The organism is Streptomyces sp. NPDC050448 (genome assembly GCF_040655295.1).
Classification (GTDB): domain Bacteria; phylum Actinomycetota; class Actinomycetes; order Streptomycetales; family Streptomycetaceae; genus Streptomyces.
In genome coordinates this window covers 74,346-93,222 of record NZ_JBFAJR010000030.1, presented here as the reverse complement: position 1 = coordinate 93,222, position 18,877 = coordinate 74,346, and the positions used below count along the sequence as shown (strand labels likewise).

The window sequence follows — 18,877 nt, the reverse complement described above, 5'->3', positions numbered from 1 at the left end:
AAAAGAAATGTGCCGCACGGTATGTCAATGGAGAGCTCAAACGAAACCACTGCTGACTGGAAAAACGCGAGACCCCCGCTCAACACTTGGTTGAGCGGGGGCCGGTGATCAGAGGACTGCGCCCGCCTTCGTCCTCCTGCTCAGAGTCGGCCTGCTGGACTGGGAAAGGTCCTTCCACATGTCCGACAGGCCGATGACGGTGCGCGCCGCGAACAGTCTGCGGATCGACACCTCTTGCTTCAGCTCCGCCCGGATCAGGCCGACCAGTCTGATCGCCCGCAGCGAGTTGCCACCGAGGTCGAAGAAGTCCTGGTCGATGCCCACCCGGTCCAGCTCGAGCACGTCGGCGAACGCAGCGGCCAGAACCCGCTCGGTTTCGTTGCGCGGTGCCCGGTACTTCCCGCCGTCGAACTCGGGCTCCGGCAGCGACGCCCGGTCCACCGTCCCGTTGGCCGTCAACGGCAGGCGTTCCAGCACCGTGAACACCGACGGCACCATGGACTCCGGCAGCCACCCTGCGGCGAACCGGCGCAGCTCTTCACCCGAAACGGCCTGGCCGCGCACCGGGACCACATAGGCCACCAGCCGCTGCTGCCCGGAACCGTCCTCCCTGACGACCACTACCGACTGTGCAAGGCCGCTGTACTCGGACAGCACCTCTTCGACCTCGGCCAACTCGACCCGGACGCCACGCACATCCACCTGGGCGTCGGCCCGGGCCACGTACTCGAGCCGGCCGCCGGTACCCCACCGCACCCGGTCTCCGGTCCGGTACATGAGAGCGCCGTCCGGACCGAACGGACAGGGCACGAAACGCTCCGCGGTCGGCCCGGGCCGACCGGCGTATCCACGCGCCACGCCGGGCCCGGCCACGTACAGCTCTCCGGTCACGCCGACGGGGACCGGGGCCAGTCCCGGCCCCAGCACGTAGAGGGCGGTGTTGTCCATCGGGCGGCCGACCGCGGACGCGAGGCGAACCGGTTCGTCCGCGGCCAGACGATGGCATGCGGCGAACACGGTCGTTTCCGTCAGGCCGTGGCCGGTGACGATCGTCAGCTCGGGGCAGGCCTCGCGGACCCGGCGCAGCGCGGCCGTGGACACGCGGTCACCACCGGTCCACACCTCGCGCAACCCGGCAAGGCACTCGGGGCGTTCTGCCGCGATCGCCGAGAACAGGCCGGCGGGCAGCCACACCGTGGAGATCTCGTTCGCCGCTCGCACTTCGGTCAGCGCATCGATGCCGAGCTCCCCCGCAGGAGCCACGACCACCCGGCCGCCGTTCAGCAACGGCACCCACAGTTCGAGGGCGAGCGCATCGGAGGTGTGCGGCGCATGCCACAGCACGGCGCTGTGGCCGGCCTCCTTCCAGTGGCGGTCCTTGACGAACCGCTCCATGTTCCGGTGCGTCACGGCGACTGCGGCGGCCGCACCGGTCGGTCCGGAGCTGTGCATCACGGCCAGCAGGTTGTCCTGGTGCGAGGGGACCGCAGCCTCCGGCACACCGTTGCCGTCATCGCCGGCGGTGTCCGACAGGATGTCGTCGAACACGATCACCGGAACGTCCGGGCCGGAGGAGATCGCTCCGGCTGTGGCCGCATCGGTGAGCAGTGCGCGCGCCGAAGAGTCGCCGGCCTGCGACCCGATCCGCTCCGGCGGGAGCGTCGGGTCGATCGGCAGGTAGGCTCCGCCCGCCTTCACCACGCCCAGCAGGGCGACGGCGAGGTCCACCGATCGGGGCATCGCCACGGCCACGACCGTCTCGGGTCCGACGTGCCGCCGTCGCAGCGCCTCGGCCAGACGGCTCGAGCGCTCGTCCAGATCCCGGTACGAGACCTCCGAGTCGCCGGACACCATCGCGACGGCATAGGGGTCCCGCTCCACCTGTCGGGCGAACAGCTCCGCAACCGTCAGCCCCGGCAGCGGCGCATCCGTGTCGTTCGGTGCCGTCAGCACACCGTCGCGCTCGACACCACTCACCACGTCCAGCGCGCCGACCGGCTGCTCACCGGCGGCCACCACGGCACGGATGTGCGCGATCAGCTCCTCGCCGAGGAAGCGCAGCTCCGCGCGGTGGTACAGGCTCGCAGGGGCGTCGAGCCGGATGTAGAGGTCGCTGTCGGCGCTCCCGTCGGTGTAGACGCCGATCGACAGTTCCTCGAAGGTTCCGGTCGTCGCGCCGGAGTAGCGCGCCGGGCTGTCGGCGAAGTGGAGTTGCTCCACGAACTCGACGACGTTCATGACGGCACCGAAACTGCCGCGGCCGCTCAGGACGGTTCCGCTCGCGCGCTGGATGTCCGAGTAGTGGCAGGCGGTGTGATCGAAGAGGTCGTACGTCTCGTCGACCATCGCGTCGGCGATCTCGGCGAAGGTCGCACCGAGCGGAACGGCCACCCGCACCGGCACCACGTTCACCGCCAGGCCGGGCGTCCTGCTCGCCACTCCGACGCGGTTGCCCACGGCCAGCGAGAGGAGGAACTCCGGACGGTCGCAACGGTGCCGGAAGAACACCGCCGCGGCGGCGGTCAGCATCTGCGACATCCACACGCCCATGGACGTCGCGGTCTCGGTCCACACGTCCGCCTCGGCGCGCGGAACGGTCAGCGTCCGGCTCACCATGCCGATGGTTTCGGCCACCTCCGACCAGCGGTCGGCGCTGCTCACCGGTTCGGAGAGCGCGGACCGCATCGCGTCGGACAGGGCGACACGCGGAACCTGCGCGGGTGCCGGAGCATCCTTCAGGTAGTCGCGCCAGAACTCCGTGTCCTCGGTGAACTTCGGGGAGGCGAGGTACTCCGTTGCCTCGGCAGCGAACGACTCGGTGTCCCACGGGTGCGGCAGCTCCGGTACCTTCTCACCCCGCACCAGCGCCGTGTACACCTCGGCGAGGCGCCGCGACAGCAGGCCACCCGCGCCGAACCCGTCCGATATGAGGTGGTGGTAGGCGATCACCAGGAGGGAGCGGGCCGCCGCGAGTTTGACCACACCCAGCCGGAACAGCAGATCCCGCGACAGGTCGAACGGCTGCCGCACCATGTCGGACAGCGCTTCGCGCGCCGCCTGCTCGGGATCGGCCTCGCCACTGAGGTCCAGGAAGAACGGCCGCCAGTCCCCCAGCTCCCGGGGTACGAGGCGCAGCCCGCTGCCGTCGTCGACGAAGTTGACGCGCAGCACCTCCGCCTCGCCCATCACGTGCAGGAACGCGGATTCCATGACTGCCGCGTCCAGCTCACCGTCCACATCCCACATGGTCAGCGCATGGTTCGGCGTGTCGGGAGCCATTTCCTGCGCCCGCCACATGCCTTTATGCGCAGACGACGCACCGAACGAACGCACACTGATCAACCCCTCAGCAAACAGGCCCGGGAACCGGAGAACTTCACAGATCACCCCCACCTTCAGGGAAGTGAGTCAGCCGTTCAAGACAAGTCGGTGCCGGGCGGGACAAGCCGCTGTCGAGCTTGCGGTGTCCCGCCGGCGGGACATTCCTACGGGGCGGGAATGCGCCCGGAACACGAGGGGATCACTGCGGACCGCGCTTGGCCATCGAGGACGTGACGTGCTCGGCGATCAGCCGCGGTGACGGGTGCTTCAGCACCAGGTTCGCCCTCAGCTTGAGTCCGGTCGACGCGGTCAGGCGCTTGCTCAGCTCGACCGACAGCAGCGAGTCGAATCCGATCTCCCTGAACTCCTGGTCGGGGTCGAGGGACTCGCTGGAGGGGCGTCCGAGTACGACGGCGACCTTCTCGAGGACGTGCTCGAGCACGAGTGCCTTCGCGTCGTCGTCGGGGAGGGCGCAGACCCTGTCCGACAGGGGGACGAGGTGGTCATCGCCTGCGGGCGGCTCCGTCGAGGGCACCTCCGCCGCCACCGCCGTGTGCGAGGAGTTCAACCAGTACCGCTGCCGCTGGAACGCGTACGTCGGCAGATCCACCCGCTCACGCGTCCCGAGCAGGGCGTGCCAGTCCACGGAGCCGCCCCGGACGTGCAGCTGGGCCAGCGAGCCGACCACGGCCTCCACCTCGCCCCGGTCGCGGCGCGACGACGCCAGGACCACCGCGTCGTCCACGTCCTCGACGATCTCCTGCACCGGGACGGTCAGAACGGGGTGCGGGCTCATCTCGATGAAGACCCGGAAACCGTCCTCGGCCAGTCGCCGGACGGAAGTTTCGAAGAGGACCTTTTCGCGCAGGTTGCTGTACCAGTAGTCGCCGTTCAGCTCGGCGGTGTCGATGACCTCGCCGTACAGCGTCGAGTAGAGGGGCAGCGTCGACGATTTCGGGCTCACGTCGGACAGTGCGCCGATCACCTTGTCACGAACCCGGGTCACGTGGTGGGAATGCGAGGCATAGTCCACCGAAATTCGACGGGCCTGAGCACCGTCGGCCTTCATCTTCTCGACGAATTCGTCGAGTGCGTCCGGCTCCCCGGACACCACCACCGAGCGGGGGCCGTTGACCACCGCGATGCTCAGCTGGTCGCCCCACGGAGCGAGACGTTCCGCTACGACGTCAGCGGACTCCGCGACCGATGCCATCCCGCCGTGACCGATCAGATCCACCAGAGCCTGGCTGCGGAGCGCCACGATCTTGGTGGCGTCCCGCAGCGACAGCGCACCGCACACGTAGGCGGCGGCGATCTCGCCCTGGCTGTGCCCGATCACCGCGGCCGGCTCCACGCCCCAGGAACGCCACAGGGCGGCCATGGACACCATCACCGAGAACAGCGCCGGCTGGACCACGTCCACCCGGTCCAGTGACGGCGCCCCCGCCAATCCGCGCACCACATCGAGCAGCGACCAGTCGGCCCACTCGGACAGTGCGGCCGCGCACGCGTCGAGGCTCTGCGCGAAGACCGGGAAGGTGTCGTACAGCTGCCGGCCCATGCCGACCCACTGCGACCCCTGTCCGGGGAACATGAAGGCGACACCGCCGGGCTTCCCGGCGGCGCCGCGCACCACCGCGGGGGACTCCGCGCCGTCGCCCAGCGACGCCAGCGCGCTCAGCAGCTCGTCGCGGCCGCGTCCCAGTACCACCGCACGGTGCTGGAACCGCGACCGGCTCGACACCAGCGACGCGCCGATGGCGGCGACATCGGCGTCCGGATCGGCGGCGACGAAGTCGCGCAGCTTGCCCGCCTGCAGCTGAAGGGCCGCCGCGCTCTTGGCCGACAGCACCCACGGCACGAGCCCGCCGACGACGCCCGAGTCCGGACCGCGCTCGTCCGCCCGCTCCTGCGGCGGAGCCTCCTCCAGGATGATGTGCGCGTTGGTGCCGCTGACTCCGAACGACGACACGCCGGCCCGCCGCGGACCGTCCGCCCGGGTCCACTCACGGCCCTCCACCAGCAGTTCGACCCCGCCGGAGGACCAGTCCACGTGCTGCGTGGGCGCATCCACGTGCAAGGTCTTCGGCAGATAACCGTGGCGCATGGCCATCACGGCCTTGATGATCCCGCCGACCCCGGCGGCGGCCTGGGCGTGGCCCATGTTCGACTTCAGGGATCCCAGCCAGAGCGGCCTGCCCTCGGCCCGGTCCTTCCCGTAGGTCGCCAGCAGAGCGTCTGCCTCGATGGGATCGCCCAGGGTGGTTCCGGTGCCGTGGGCTTCGACCAGGTCCACCTCGGAGGCCGCGACCCCCGCGTTCGCCAGGGCCCGCCGGATCACCTTCTCCTGGGCGCGGCCGTTGGGAGCGGTCAGACCGTTGCTGGCCCCGTCCTGATTCACCGCGGAACCGCGGACGACGGCGAGCACCGGGTGGCCGTTGCGGCGGGCGTCGGACAGCCGCTCCAGCAGCAGCACGCCCACTCCCTCGGCCCAGCCGGTTCCGTCGGCTCCGTCCGCGAAGGCCTTGCACCGGCCATCGGCCGACAGAGCGCGCTGCCGGGCGAACTCCACGAAGGCCGCGGGCGTCGACATCACCAGCGCCCCGCCTGCCAGCGCGAGCGAGCACTCCCCCGCACGCAGTGACTGCACCGCCATGTGCAGGGTGACCAGGGACGACGAGCACGCCGTGTCCACGGACACCGCCGGCCCGGTCAGCCCCAGCTCGTACGCCACCCGGCCGGACGCGACGCTCAGCGAGCTGCCGTACAGCAGGTAGCCCTCCAGCTCGCTCTGGCCCGCCTCCAGGAAACGCCACCCGTACTCGGTCGAGCTGACCCCGGAGAAGACGCCGACCTCGCTGCCGCGTACGTCGGCGGGGACGATGCCCGCCCGCTCGAAGGCCTCCCACGACGTCTCCAGCAGCAGGCGCTGCTGCGGATCGGTCGCCAGCGCCTCGCGCGGGCTGATGCCGAAGAAGTCCGCGTCGAAGCCGGCGACGTCCGTCAGGAACCCTCCCTGACGCACGTATGCGCTGCCGACGGTGTCGGGGTCCGGGTCGTACACGTCCCGCCACCCGCGGTCCGCCGGGAACTCGCCCACGACGTCCCGGCCGCTGCGGATCACATCCCACAGCTCCTCGGGCGACGACACGCCTCCCGGGTAGCGGCACGCCATGGACACCACGGCGATCGGCTCGCCACGGCCGGCCTTCAGGGCGTCGTTCTCCTGGCGGAGGCGGTCCCGCTCTTCCAGCAGGGCGCGAAGCGCCCGCTGGACCCGGTCCGCGCCCTCCGCCGTCTGATCCGCGGAGTTGGTCATGTCACTTACCTCTTCTCATCCAGAGCCAGGTCGAGCAGGGCGTCCAGGTCCATGTCCGACAGTTCGTCCGCGGCGGTGTCCGCGTCCGCCACGTCCCCGTCGCCGCTCGGCCGGGCCGGGTCGGCACAGGCCAGGACCAGCTCCAGGACGCCCGCGCTGCGCAGGCTGTCGATCGAGACGGTCCGCAGCAGTTCCCGGATCTCCGCGTCCGTGCCCTCGGCCGAACCCGTGTCCGGCGCCGGGCGCAGCAGGCCGACGAGGTGCAGGCCCAGCTCGCGTGGCGTCGGGTAGCTGAAGATGAGGGTGGACGGCAGGCGCAGTCCGGTCGAGGAAGCCAGGCGGTTGCACAGTTCGACCGCGGTCAGCGAGTCGAATCCGAGCTGGGTGAACGCCTGGTCGGCGTCGACGGCCGCGCCGGACGGGTGTCCGAGCACGATGGCGACCTGGTCGCGGACCCAGTCCAGGACGGCTGCCTCCGCCTCGGCCGCCGGCAGGGTGACCAGCCTGGCGGACAGGACGGGAGAGCCGCCGTCCTTGGCCGTGCCCGCCTTGTTGCGGCGGGGACGACCGCCGTCGGCGAGGCCGCGCAGGAGCAGCGGCAGCTCGTCACCGCCCTTGCTGCGCAGCGCGGCGACGTCCACCCGAGCCGGGATGAGGACGGGCTTGTCGAACGCGCACGCCGAGTCGAACAGGGCCAGTGCCTCGGCCGTCGGCATCGCGGCGATGCCCATCCGCCGGAGCCGGGAGAGGTCGGCCTGGTCCAGGTCCCCTGTCATGCCGCTGCTCTGCTCCCACCAGCCCCAGCACAGCGAGGTGCCGGCCAGGCCGGATGCCTTGCGCTGCGCCGCCAGACCGTCCAGGAACCCGTTCGCCGCGGCGTAGTTCGCCTGTCCTGCGGTGCCGAGCGTGCCCGCGAGGGCGGAGAAGTTGATGAACGCCGACAGGTTGTGTTCCCTGGTCAGCTCGTGCAGGTTGACCGCACCGCCGACCTTGGCGCGCAGCACGCGGTCGACGCTCTGCGCGGTCAGCGACTCGACGGTGCCGTCCGCCAGCACACCTGCCGCGTGCACGACCGCCGTCAGCGGGTACTGGCGGGGCATGTCCGCGAGCATGTCCGCCACGGCGGCCCGGTCCGCGACATCGCATTCCACGACTCTGACCGCGGCGCCCGCGCTCTCCAGGTCCGCAACCAGCTCGGGAACCCCTTCGGCCGCCATTCCCCGGCGGCTCGCCAGCATCAGGCTCCGCACGCCGTGTTCGGTCACGAGGTGCCGCGCCACGAGCGAACCCACTCCCCCGGTCCCGCCGGTGACGAGCACGGTGCCGCCGCCGAGGCCGTCGCCCACTTCGAATACCAGCTTGCCGACGTGGCGGCCCTGGCTCATCTCGCGGAACGTCCTGCGCGCGTCGCGGATGTTCCGGACGGAGATCGGGCTCAGCCCCACCCGTCCGTCGGCGAACAGCTCCATGACGGCCCGGAACATCTCCTGGATCGCGTCCGGGCCGGCCGCGTAGAGGTCGAAGGCCTCGTAGTCGACTCCGGGGTGATCGGCTGCCACCCGCTGGGGATCGCGGATGTCCGTCTTCCCCATCTCGACGAAGTTTCCGCCCTGGGGGAGGAGCTTCAGCGAGGCGTCGACGAACGTGTGCGCGAGGGAGTTCAGGACGACGTCCACACCGCGACCGCCCGAGGAGTCCAGGAACTTCTGCGCGAACTCCAGGTCGCGCGACGACGCCAGGTGGTCGTCGTCCAGGCCCAGGCCGCGCAGGGTGGGCCACTTGGCGGGGCTCGCGGTTGCGTAGATCTCGGCGCCGACGTGCTTCGCCAGCTGGACGGCGGCCATTCCGACGCCGCCGGCCGCGGCGTGGATGAGGATCCGCTGCCCCTTCTCCAGCTTCGTCACGTGGAAGAGCGCGTAGTAGGCGGTGAGGAAGGTGCTCGGCATGGACGCCGCCTCGGCGTAGCTCCACCCGTCGGGGATGGGCGTGACCATGCGGTGATCCGCCACGGCCACGCGGCCGAAGGCACCGGAGAAGATGCCCGTCACCCGGTCACCGGGCGAAAGACTGGTCACGTCGTCCGCCACCTCCAGCACGACTCCGGCGCCCTCACTGCCGAGGCCGGCATCGATGGCCGTCCTGTCGATCAGCCCCAGGGCGATCGTGACGTCGCGGAAGTTGAGGCCGGCGGCCTGGACGGCGATGCGGACCTGCCCGCTCGTCAGGGGCGCTTCCACCTCGGGGCACGGCACCCAGGTCAGGTTCTCCAGCGTGCCCTTGGTCGGGATGCCCAGCCGGTGAGCGCCGGCCGCCGGCGGCTCGATCTGGTGGTCCGCGGGTGAGGCCGGCGTCATGCGGGGCACGAGGTACGCGCCGCCGCGCAGCGCCAGTTGGTCTTCATCGATGGCGAGCGCGTCCGGGAAGCCCGCCCGGGAGGTCTCGTCGTCGTCGATGTCGACGAGCCGGAACCTGCCGGGGTGCTCTGTCTGGGCGGACCGGATCAGGCCCCACACGGAGGCGCCGGGGAGGCTTTCGACGCTCTCCCCCGCTCCGGTGCCCAGGGCCAGGCGGGTGAGCACCACCAGTGTGGATGCGGCGAGCTGCTCCTCGGCGAGGAACCGCTGGACCGAGTCGAGGACGTGCTTGTCCGCGCCTGCGACCGTGGTGAGCAGGTCGGGGCCGGCGGCGACGAAGTCGTCGAGGCAGAGGACGACGTGCCGGGGTGCGGTCCCCGAGAGGACATCGTCCATGGACGCGTAGAACGCGACGCTTTCGTCGCCCGCCTCGGCGATCCGGGAGGCCAGGCCGTTCTTCGCACCGAGGACGCCCCACTGCCCGCGGGGGGTTTCCTGCTTGCTCTGCCGGGCCGCTCGCCATTCCAGTTCGTACAGCGGCTGCTCCTGGCCGCCGCGCGCCGAGCGCACCTGCTCGGCACTGGCCGGCCGGAACGTCAGCGCGTCGACGTGGGCGATCTTGCGGCCGTGCTCGTCGGCGATCGCCACGGACACGACGCCTTCGCCGGCCGGGGTGAGCCGGACCTTCACGGTCGGGCCGCACTCCCCGGCCAGGTGCACGCCGGACCACGAGAAGGGCATCCAGCCCTGGTCGCCCGTCACCTTGATGACACCCCCGACCACCACCGCGTGCAGCACGGTGTCGATCAGCGCCGGGTGGAGGGCGAACCCGCCCCCGGCCGCGCCTTCGGCGGTTTCCGGCAGGGTGGCGAGGGCGAAGAGGTCGTCGCCGTGCTGCCAGACCTCGCGCAGCCCGCGGAAGGTCGGACCGTAGTCGAAGCCGCCGTCCGCGAGGGAGTCGTAGAGACCGTCGAAGTCGAGCTGCTTCGCCCCGGCCGGCGGCCACACGGCGAGCGCGCGCGTGTCGTCGGCCCACCCGGCCGTCTGCGGGGTGCCCGGTGCGAGGTTGCCCATCGCGTGACGGGTCCAGCCGCCCGCCGTCGCGCCGTCCTCGGCGGGACGCGAGTACACGTCCAGGGAGCGGCGTCCCGTCTCGTCGGCCGCACCGACGACGACCCGCACCTGTACGTCGCCCGAGTCGGGAAGAATCAGGGGAACTTCCAGGGAGAGTTCCTCGACCGCGGCGCACCCGACGTAGTCGCCCACCGACAGCGCCAGGTCCATGTAGGCCGTCGCCGGTACGACGACCGCACCGAACACGGCGTGATCGGCGAGCCAGTCGTGGGTCCGCAGGGACCACAGGTCGGTGAACACCACCTCGCCGGTGCCGGGGTGGTCCACCACGGCGCCCAGCAGCGGGTGCTCCGGGGCCGAAAGACCGGCGGAGGCCACGTCCGCCGACGCCATCCCGGCCAGGAGGTCCAGCCAGTAGTGCTGGCGCTGGAACGCGTACGTCGGCAGGTCCACCCGCTCACGCGTCCCGAACAGGGCGTCCCAGTCGACGCAGCCGCCCCGGACGTGCAGTTCGGCCAGTGCGGCGGCCAGCGCCTGCGTTGCCCCGCGGTCCCGCCGCGAGGAGGACAGGACGACCGCGTCGTTCACGCCCTCGCCGGCGAAGGCGTCCTTGGTGATGCCCGTGAGCGTCGCCCCCGGACCGACTTCGAGGAAGACGTCCGCTCCGGCCTCGCGGGCGCGCTCCACCGCGTCGTAGAAGCGCACGGGCTCGCGGACGTGGTCCACCCAGTGCCCGGCGGACGTCAGTTCCCCGAGCGTGGCCTCGCGGCCCAGCCGGGTCGAGACGATCGGGATCGACAGCTCGCCCGCGGGCAGCTGCTGAATCGATTCCGCGAACTCGTCCAGGATCGGGTCCATGAGCGGGGAGTGGAACGCGTGGTCGACCGGGAGCAGCTTCGCCGACCTGCCGTCGGCGACGAGCCGGTCCCTAAGGGCGTGGACCTCGTCGCGCAGGCCCGAGACCACCACCGACTCCGGGCCGTTGACGGCGGCGATGCCGACCCGGGTGTACTCGCCGAGCAGCTCGTTCACGTCGGCTTCCGAGGCGCGGACCGCCAGCATGGCACCGGGCTCGGTGACCTTCTGCATGACCCGTCCGCGGGCGGCCACGATCCGGGTCGCCGTGTCCAGGTCAAAGACTCCGGACACGTGGGCGGCCGCGATCTCGCCGACCGAGTGGCCGATCAGGAAGTCCGGCCGCGGGCAGTACTGCGCCATCAGCCGGTACAGGCTGACCTGCAGGGCGAACAGCGCCGGCTGCATGACGTCCGTGCGCTCGCGTCCCTCGGGCTCGTCGGCGAGGAGCAGCGGCTTCAGAGCGAAGGGGAGATGCGCGTCGAAGCGTGCGCAGACCTCGTCGAGGCTCTGCGCGAAGACGGGGAAGCTGTCGTACAGCTCCCGTGCCACACCGGTCCACCTCGCCCCCTGGCCGGGGAACATGAAGACGGAACGGCCGAGCTCCGCGGCGGCGCCGCGCACCACCGCGGGGGACTCCGCGCCGTCGCCCAGCGACGCCAGCGCGCTCAGCAGCTCGTCGCGGCCGCGACCCAGCACCACCGCGCGGTGCTCGAACCGCGACCGGCTCGACACCAGCGACGCGCCGATGGCGGCGACATCGGCGTCCGGATCGGCGGCGACGAATGCGCGCAGCTTCTCCGCCTGCGCCCGCAGCGCCTGCTCCGAGCGGGCCGACAGCGCCCACGGCACGAGGCCGCCGGCGACTCCCGGCGCCTGATCGGCGGCGTCGGGCGCCGCCTCCTGCTCGGGTGCCTGCTCGAGGATCAGGTGCGCGTTGGTGCCGCTGGCCCCGAAGCCGGAGATGCCGGCCCGCCGGGGACGGCCCGGTGCGCTGGTCCAGTCCCGGGCCTCGGTGAGCAGCTCCACCGCACCGGCCGACCAGTCGACGTGCGTCGACGGGCGGTCCACGTGCAGGGTCTTGGGCAGCACCCCGTGCTGCATCGCCATGAGCATCTTGATGATGCCGCCGACGCCCGCGGCCGCCTGCGTGTGGCCGATGTTCGACTTCAGCGACCCCAGCCACAGCGGGCTGTCGGAGTCCCGGTCCTGGCCGTAGGTGGCCAGCAGGGCCTGCGCCTCGATGGGGTCGCCGAGCGTCGTGCCGGTGCCGTGCGCCTCCACCACGTCCACGTCGCTCGCCTGCACGCGGGCGTTCGCCAGCGCCGCCCGGATCACGCGCTGCTGCGCCGGCCCGCTCGGTGCGGTCAGGCCGTTGGAGGCCCCGTCCTGGTTGATGGCCGAGCCGCGGATCACGCCCCAGATGCGACGGCCGTTGCGCTGCGCGTCGGAGAGCCGTTCGAGGACCAGCATGCCGACGCCCTCGGCGAAGCCGGTGCCGTCCGCCGCGTCGGCGAACGCCTTGCACCGGCCGTCGGCCGACAGGCCCCGCAGCTTCGACATCTCCCGGAGCACCTGCGTCGTCGCCATGACGGTGACGCCGCCGGCCAGGGCGAGGCTGCATTCGCCCTGCCGCAGCGACTGCGCCGCCTGGTGCACCGCGACGAGCGACGACGAGCACGCGGTGTCGGTCGACACCGCCGGGCCCTCCAGGCCCAGCGCGTACGACACACGGCCGGACGCCACGCTCAGCAGGGAACCGGTCTGCCCGTAGCCCGAGATGGCCTCGGGGGTGTGGAAGTGGTTGCCGTACCCGAAGTACGCGAGACCGGCGAAAACGCCGGTGCTGCTGCCGCGCAGGGTCTGCGGGTCGATACCGGCCCGCTCCAGGGACTCCCACGAGGTCTCGAGGAGCAACCGGTGCTGCGGGTCGGCGGCGAGCGCCTCGCGCGGGTTGATCTCGAAGAACTCGGCGTCGAAGTCACCGGCGTCGTACAGGAAGCCGCCCGAGCGCGTGGAGCAGGTGCCCGGCCGGTCCGGATCCGGGTCGGACAGGCCCTCCAGGTCCCAGTAGCGGTCCTCCGGGAACTCCGACACGACGTCCGCGCCCGCCTGGACCAGGTCCCACAGGGCCTCCGGGGAGGTCGCCCCGCCAGGGAAGCGGCAGGCGACTCCCACCACCGCGACGGGCTCGCCGGCGGCGTCCGTCAGCTCCTTCAGGCGCTTGCGCGTTTCGAGCAGCTCGATCGATGTCCGCTTGAGGTAGTCAAGAACATCGGCGTTGTTGTCGTTAGTCATCGCTTTCCCCTAGCCGAGCTCTTTGTCGAGCAGCGAGAGAAGGTCTCCCACCGAGGCCGAACTGATCTGGTCGGCGATGCCGACCGGTGCTCCGACGCTCGCCAGCGAACGGACCCGGCCCTGCAGCTCGCCGAGCAGAGTGGAAATGGTGGCCTGCTCCTCCTGCGCGAGCCCGAGGAACGCGTCCTCGAGCCGCGCGCCCAGTCCTTCGATCTCCTTGGCGAGGTGATCAGCCGGGGATTGCGGGCCGGGACCGGAGCCGGGGGTGATCCTCGCGTTCAGGAACTGGGCGAGGGCGCTCGGATTCGGGTGGTCGAAGACGAGCGTGGAGGGCAGCTTCAAGCCGGTCACCGCCGACAGCTTGTTCCGCAGTTCCAGCGCCGTGAGCGAATCGATCCCCAGTTTCTTGAACGTCGCAGCGGGACCGATCTTCCTGGTGTCCGGGTGGCCGAGGACGATCGCGGTCTGGGTCCGAATGGCATCGAGCAACAGCGCCTCCGCGTCGGCCGACGGCAGCGACCTCAGCTGCTGCGCGAGTCCGATGTCGGCGGAATTCCGGCTCCCCGAGCCGCCAGGTCCGGCGAACGTCCCGGTCAGACTGCGCAGGAGGGGCGAACCCATGTGGCCGGCATGCGGCGCGCCCAGTGCCGAGAGGTTCAGTCGCGTGGGCACCAGCACCGGCTCGTCCACCGAGATCGCCGCGTCGAAGAGCGCGAGCCCCTCCTGCGACGACATCGGCAGCACGCCCTGCCGTTGCAGGCGTACGACGTCCACGTCGCCGATGTCGGCGCTCATCTCACTGCGCTGCGCCCAGAAGCCCCAGCACAGCGAGGTGGCCGGCAGTCCCTCGGCCCGGCGGGCTTCCGCCAGACCGTTGAGGAACGCGTTGGCCGCCGCGTAGTTGGCCTGTCCCGCCGTCCCGAGCACACTCGCGATCGAGGAGAACAGCACGAACGCGGAGAGGTCCAGGTGCCTGGTCAGCTCGTGCAGGTGCCAGGCGCCGCGCACCTTCGGCGCGAGGACCGTGTCCACGCGGTCCTCGGTCAGCGCCTCGATGACGCCGTCGTCCAGCACACCCGCGCAGTGGATCACCGCCGTCAGCGGGTGCTCGGACGGCACCGCCGCGATCAGCCCGGCGACGGAGTCACGGCTCGTGACGTCGCAGGCCACGACCTCGACCTGCGCTCCCGCCCCGGTCAGCTCCTCCCGCAGCCCTGCCGCCGCCGGAGCCTCCAGGCCCCGCCTGCTGGTCAGCACCAGCCGGCCCACGCCATGGTGCTCCACGAGGTGCCGGGCCAGCATCGCGCCCAGGCCGCTGGTGCCACCCGTGATCAGCACCGTCCCGGACCCGAGCGCGGGAACGTCGTCCGCCGCGCCGGGGGATCCGTGACCGGCGGACGCGCCGTGGGCGTGTGCCAGTTGCGGAGTGGTCACGATGCCGGCTCGGATCTTGAGCTGGAGTTCTCCGGATGCGGCCGCCGCCGGGACGCAGGCCCACGAACCGGGCTGGTCGTCCGTGTCCACGAGCGTGAACCGGCCCGGGTTCTCGGTCTGCGCGGTGCGCACGAATCCCCAGATCGCGGCTGCCGCGGGGTCGACGTGGGGAACCTGCTCGTCGTGGAACGCATCCCGCGTCACGATGACCAGGCGTGACGTGGAGAACCGGTCGTCGCAGAGCCAGTCCTGCGTCCACCGCAGCACACGGTGGACGTTGCGCTCGACGGCCGCGGGTGTGTCACCGCCGTCCGCGCCCGCCCGATCGATCCGGGCGATGACGACCGGGGGCGTCTCCCCGCCGGAAGCGGCGAGTTCCCCGAGGTCGGCGAAGACCGCGCCGCCCTGTCCCAGGGATGCGGTGACCGCGTCGGGTGCTCCCAGCACCGCGTACCGGCCTGTGGGTGCAGCGGACGGGACCGAGAGGGGGGCCCAGTCCACCTGGAACAGCGAGTCCTGGTGGTCGAAGCTCAGCTCGGTCAGCTTCCCGACGTCCGCGGGCCGCAGGCTCAGCGATTCGATGCCGCCGACAGGTGCTCCGTTCTGATCCGCGAGGGTCACGGACAGCGCGTTCTCCCCCGCGGGCGAGAGACGGACCCGCAGCGCGGCCGGCTCGGCGGCGTTCACGCGGATGCCCGTGCAGTGGAACGGCAGCCAGCCTTCGGGCCGGGAGTTGTCGACGATCCGGCCCAGGCCGATCGGGAGCAGCGCGGCGTGGAGCAGGGCCGGGTGGATCCGGAACCGGCCCCGGTCCGCTCCGTCGGGCGCGGGCAGCTCCACCTCCGCGAACAGGGCGTCGCCCTGCCGCCACACCGCCTTCAGACCGCGGAACAGGGGCCCGTGGCCGTACCCGAGGGCGGCGAGCCGCGTGTACTCGTCCTCGAAGGGCACGCTGACCGCGCCCGCGGGCGGCCACGAGAGGAGGTCTTCCTCCCCGGGGGTTGCGCCGGTGTCGGAACCGACGACCCCGACGGCGTTCCGCGTCCACTGCGGTTCGCCCTCGCCCCGTGAGTGCACGCTGACCACACGCTTGCCATCGACCACCACGCGGATCTCGCGATCGGCCGTCCGGGACAGCACCAGCGGTGTTTCCAGGGTGAGTTCGTGGACGACGTCGCATCCGGCCTTGTTCGCCGCCCACACCGCCAGCTCCGCCAGCACCGTCGCCGGCACCAGGACGGCGCCGTGGACCACGTGGTCGGCGAGCCACGGGTGGCGTTCCAGCGACAGGCGGCCGCCTCCCACCACTCCACCGTGCTCTGCGTCATCGGGCAGATCGATGACGGCGTCGAGCAGCGGATGGTCCGACGTGCTCTGGGTGGTGGTCTCGTTGGGCGTGTTCAGCCAGTAGCGCTGCCGCTGGAAGGCGTACGTGGGCAAGTCGGCCCACCGGCCGTCCCAGCCCGGGAACGCCGCCTCCCACGACACCGCGACGCCCGCCACGAAGGCCTCGGCCGCCGACTGGTACAACCGTGCGAACCCGCCCTCGTCGCGGCGCAGCGAGCCCACCGCGAACCCGGTGGCACCGGGGGTGGTGTCGAATATCTCCTGGATGTTCATCGTGAGCAGCGGGTGCGGGCTGACCTCGATGACCGCGCTGTTGGGCTCCTGCTCGACGAGGCGCCTCATGGCGGCTTCGAACTGGACCGGTTCCCGCAGGTTGCGGAACCAGTAGGCCGTGTCCAGATCCGCGGGGTCGATCAGCCCACCGGTCACCGTCGAGTAGATCGCCACCGGCGAGGGCGCGGGGGTGATCCGGCCCAGCTCGTCCTGAAGCCGGTCCTCGAACTGGTCCATCAGCGACGAGTGCCCGGGAACGCTCGACTTGACCATCCGCGCGCGAGCACCCTCGGATTCGCAGGTCGCGACCAGTTCCTCGACCGCCGAGGTCTCACCCGAGACCGTCGTCGAGTTCGGTCCGTTGACCGCGGCGATCCCGACCCGGCCGCCCCACCGCCCCAGCAGCTCCCGCACCCGTTGTTCGGGCAACAGGATCGCGGCCATGCCGCCCTGCCCGGCGGCCGTGGCCAGCAGCCGGGACCGTACGGCCACGATCTTCGCCGCGTCCTCCAGCGTCAGGACGCCCGCGATGAAGGCCGCGGCGATCTCACCCTGGGAGTGGCCGATGACCGCATCCGGGGTCACCCCCAGCGAACGCCACACCTGGGCCAGCGACACCATCACCGCGAACAGCACCGGCTGGACGACGGCCACGTCATCCAGGTCCGCCGCCTCCGGCCCTCCGCACACGGTGTCGATCAACGACCAGGACACCCACGGCTCCAGCGCCCCCGCGCACGCGCGCAGCTGCTCGGCGAACGCCGGGGAGGACTCCCACAGCTCCCGCCCCATCTCGGCCCACTGGGCCCCCTGGCCCGGGAACACGAACACCGTCTTGCCCACCGGCTTCGCGACTCCGGACACCACACCGGCAAGACCGCCCTCGTCACCTGCGGCAACGGCGGCCAGGGCGGCGAGGAGTCCGTCGCGGTCGGAGCCGATCACCACCTGGCGGTGTTCGAACAGCGATCGCGTCGTCACCAGCGCGTGCCCGACGCCCGCGAGCGGCAGGGCCGCGTCCGCGGCCACGGTGTCGCGCAGCCGCAGCGCCTGCTCCCGCAGGGCCTCGGCCGACCGCGCCGACAGGACCCACGGCACCGCCCCGGCGGCGCCGTCGGACGCCTGGCCGGTGGTGGAGACCGCGGCAGGACGGGCCGGGGCCTGCGCGGCCTCGGGTACCTGCTCGGCGGTCTCGGGTACCTGCTCGAGGATCAGGTGCGCGTTGGTGCCGCTGATGCCGAAGGACGAGATGCCCGCGCGCCGGGGCCGGCCCGGTGCGTCGGCCCATTCCCGGGCCTCGGTGAGCAGCTCGACCGCACCGGCCGACCAGTCGACGTGCGTCGACGGGCGGTCCACGTGCAGTGTCTTGGGCAGCACGCCGTGGCGCATCGCCATGATCATCTTGATCATTCCGCCTGCGCCCGCGGCCGCCTGCGTGTGGCCGATGTTCGACTTCAGCGAGCCCAGCCACAGCGGGCTGTCGGAGTCCCGGTCCTGCCCGTAGGTGGCCAGCAGGGCTTCGGCCTCCATGGGGTCGCCCAGCATCGTGCCGGTGCCGTGCGCCTCCACCACGTCCACGTCGCCCGTGTGCAGCCCGGCGTCGGCCAGGGCGGCCCGGATGACCCGCTGCTGCGCCAGGGGGTTCGGCGCGGTCAGGCCGTTGGACGCGCCGTCCTGGTTCATCGCCGAGCCGCGGATCACGGCCCAGATGCGGCGGCCGTTGCGGCGCGCGTCGGAGAGCCGTTCGAGGACCAGGACGCCCGCGCCCTCGGAGAAGCCGGTGCCGTCCGCCGCGTCGGCGAACGCCTTGCAGCGGCCGTCGGCCGACAGGCCGCGCTGACGGGCGAGCTCCACGAACATCCCGGGAGTCGGCATCGTCGACACTCCGCCGGCCAGCGCCAGCGTGCACTCACCGGAACGCAGGGACCGCACGGCCAGGTGGACGGCGACGAGCGACGACGAGCACGCGGTGTCGGTCGACACCGCCGGGCCGTCGAGGCCCAGCGTGTACGCCACCCGGCCCGAGGCCACGCTGGTGTGCGTGCCCGTGAGCGAGAAGCCCTCCACCTCGCCGGCCGCGCCGCCGCCCATCCGCGGGCCGTAGTCGACGCCGTAGATCCCGGTGAACACGCCGGTCGCCGAACCGCGCAGGGCGGCCGGGTCCATGCCCGCCCGCTCCAGCGCCTCCCACGACGTCTCCAGCATCACCCGCTGCTGGGGATCCATCGACAGCGCCTCACGCGGGCTGATGCCGAAGAACGGCGCGTCGAACTCCGGGAGGTCGTGCAGGAATCCACCGGTGCGCGTGTACGTCTTCCCGGTTGCCTCGGGGTCCGGGTCGTACAGCGCCTCCAGGTCCCATCCGCGGTCGTCCGGGAAGTCGCTCATCGCGTCCACGCCGTCGGACACGACTCCCCACAGCCCTTCGGGGGACGTCACCCCACCCGGGAAGCGACATCCCACCCCCACGACGGCGATGGGCTCGCGAGCGGACTCCTCCAGCTCGCGCACCCGATCGCGCAGGTCCTGCGCGTCGCCAACGGCGCGTCGCAAGTAGGACCGGAGCTTGTCGACATCCTCCACCAGGGCCTCCCCCAACAGT

Annotated in this window: 4 protein-coding genes; all 4 read right to left on the bottom strand. The window is 71.7% G+C overall.

Annotation, left to right across the window (positions count from 1 at the left end; all coding sequences use genetic code 11):
* Nucleotides 1-108 precede the first annotated feature (108 nt).
* Nucleotides 109-3,333, bottom strand: coding sequence for an amino acid adenylation domain-containing protein (locus AB0I68_RS28835; RefSeq protein ID WP_363180286.1), 3,225 nt, complete (start codon nt 3,331-3,333; stop codon nt 109-111).
* A gap of 187 nt (nt 3,334-3,520) precedes the next feature.
* Complete coding sequence (locus AB0I68_RS28830) at nt 3,521-6,640, bottom strand: type I polyketide synthase (protein WP_363180285.1); 3,120 nt, start codon at nt 6,638-6,640, stop codon at nt 3,521-3,523.
* 5 nt (nt 6,641-6,645) lie between these two features.
* Nucleotides 6,646-13,221, bottom strand: coding sequence for a type I polyketide synthase (locus AB0I68_RS28825; RefSeq protein ID WP_363180284.1), 6,576 nt, complete (start codon nt 13,219-13,221; stop codon nt 6,646-6,648).
* A 9-nt stretch (nt 13,222-13,230) separates the two neighbouring features.
* A complete protein-coding gene (locus AB0I68_RS28820; protein ID WP_363180283.1) occupies nt 13,231-18,858 on the bottom strand; it encodes an SDR family NAD(P)-dependent oxidoreductase in 5,628 nt (1,875 codons plus the stop codon).
* Nucleotides 18,859-18,877: the final 19 nt, after the last annotated feature.

Excerpts from the sequence above, each read along its gene's own strand:
- AB0I68_RS28830 (WP_363180285.1), bottom strand. The coding sequence starts at position 6,640 with ATGACCAACTCCGCGGATCAGACGGCGGAGGGCGCGGACCGGGTCCAG.
- AB0I68_RS28825 (WP_363180284.1), bottom strand. The coding sequence starts at position 13,221 with ATGACTAACGACAACAACGCCGATGTTCTTGACTACCTCAAGCGGACA.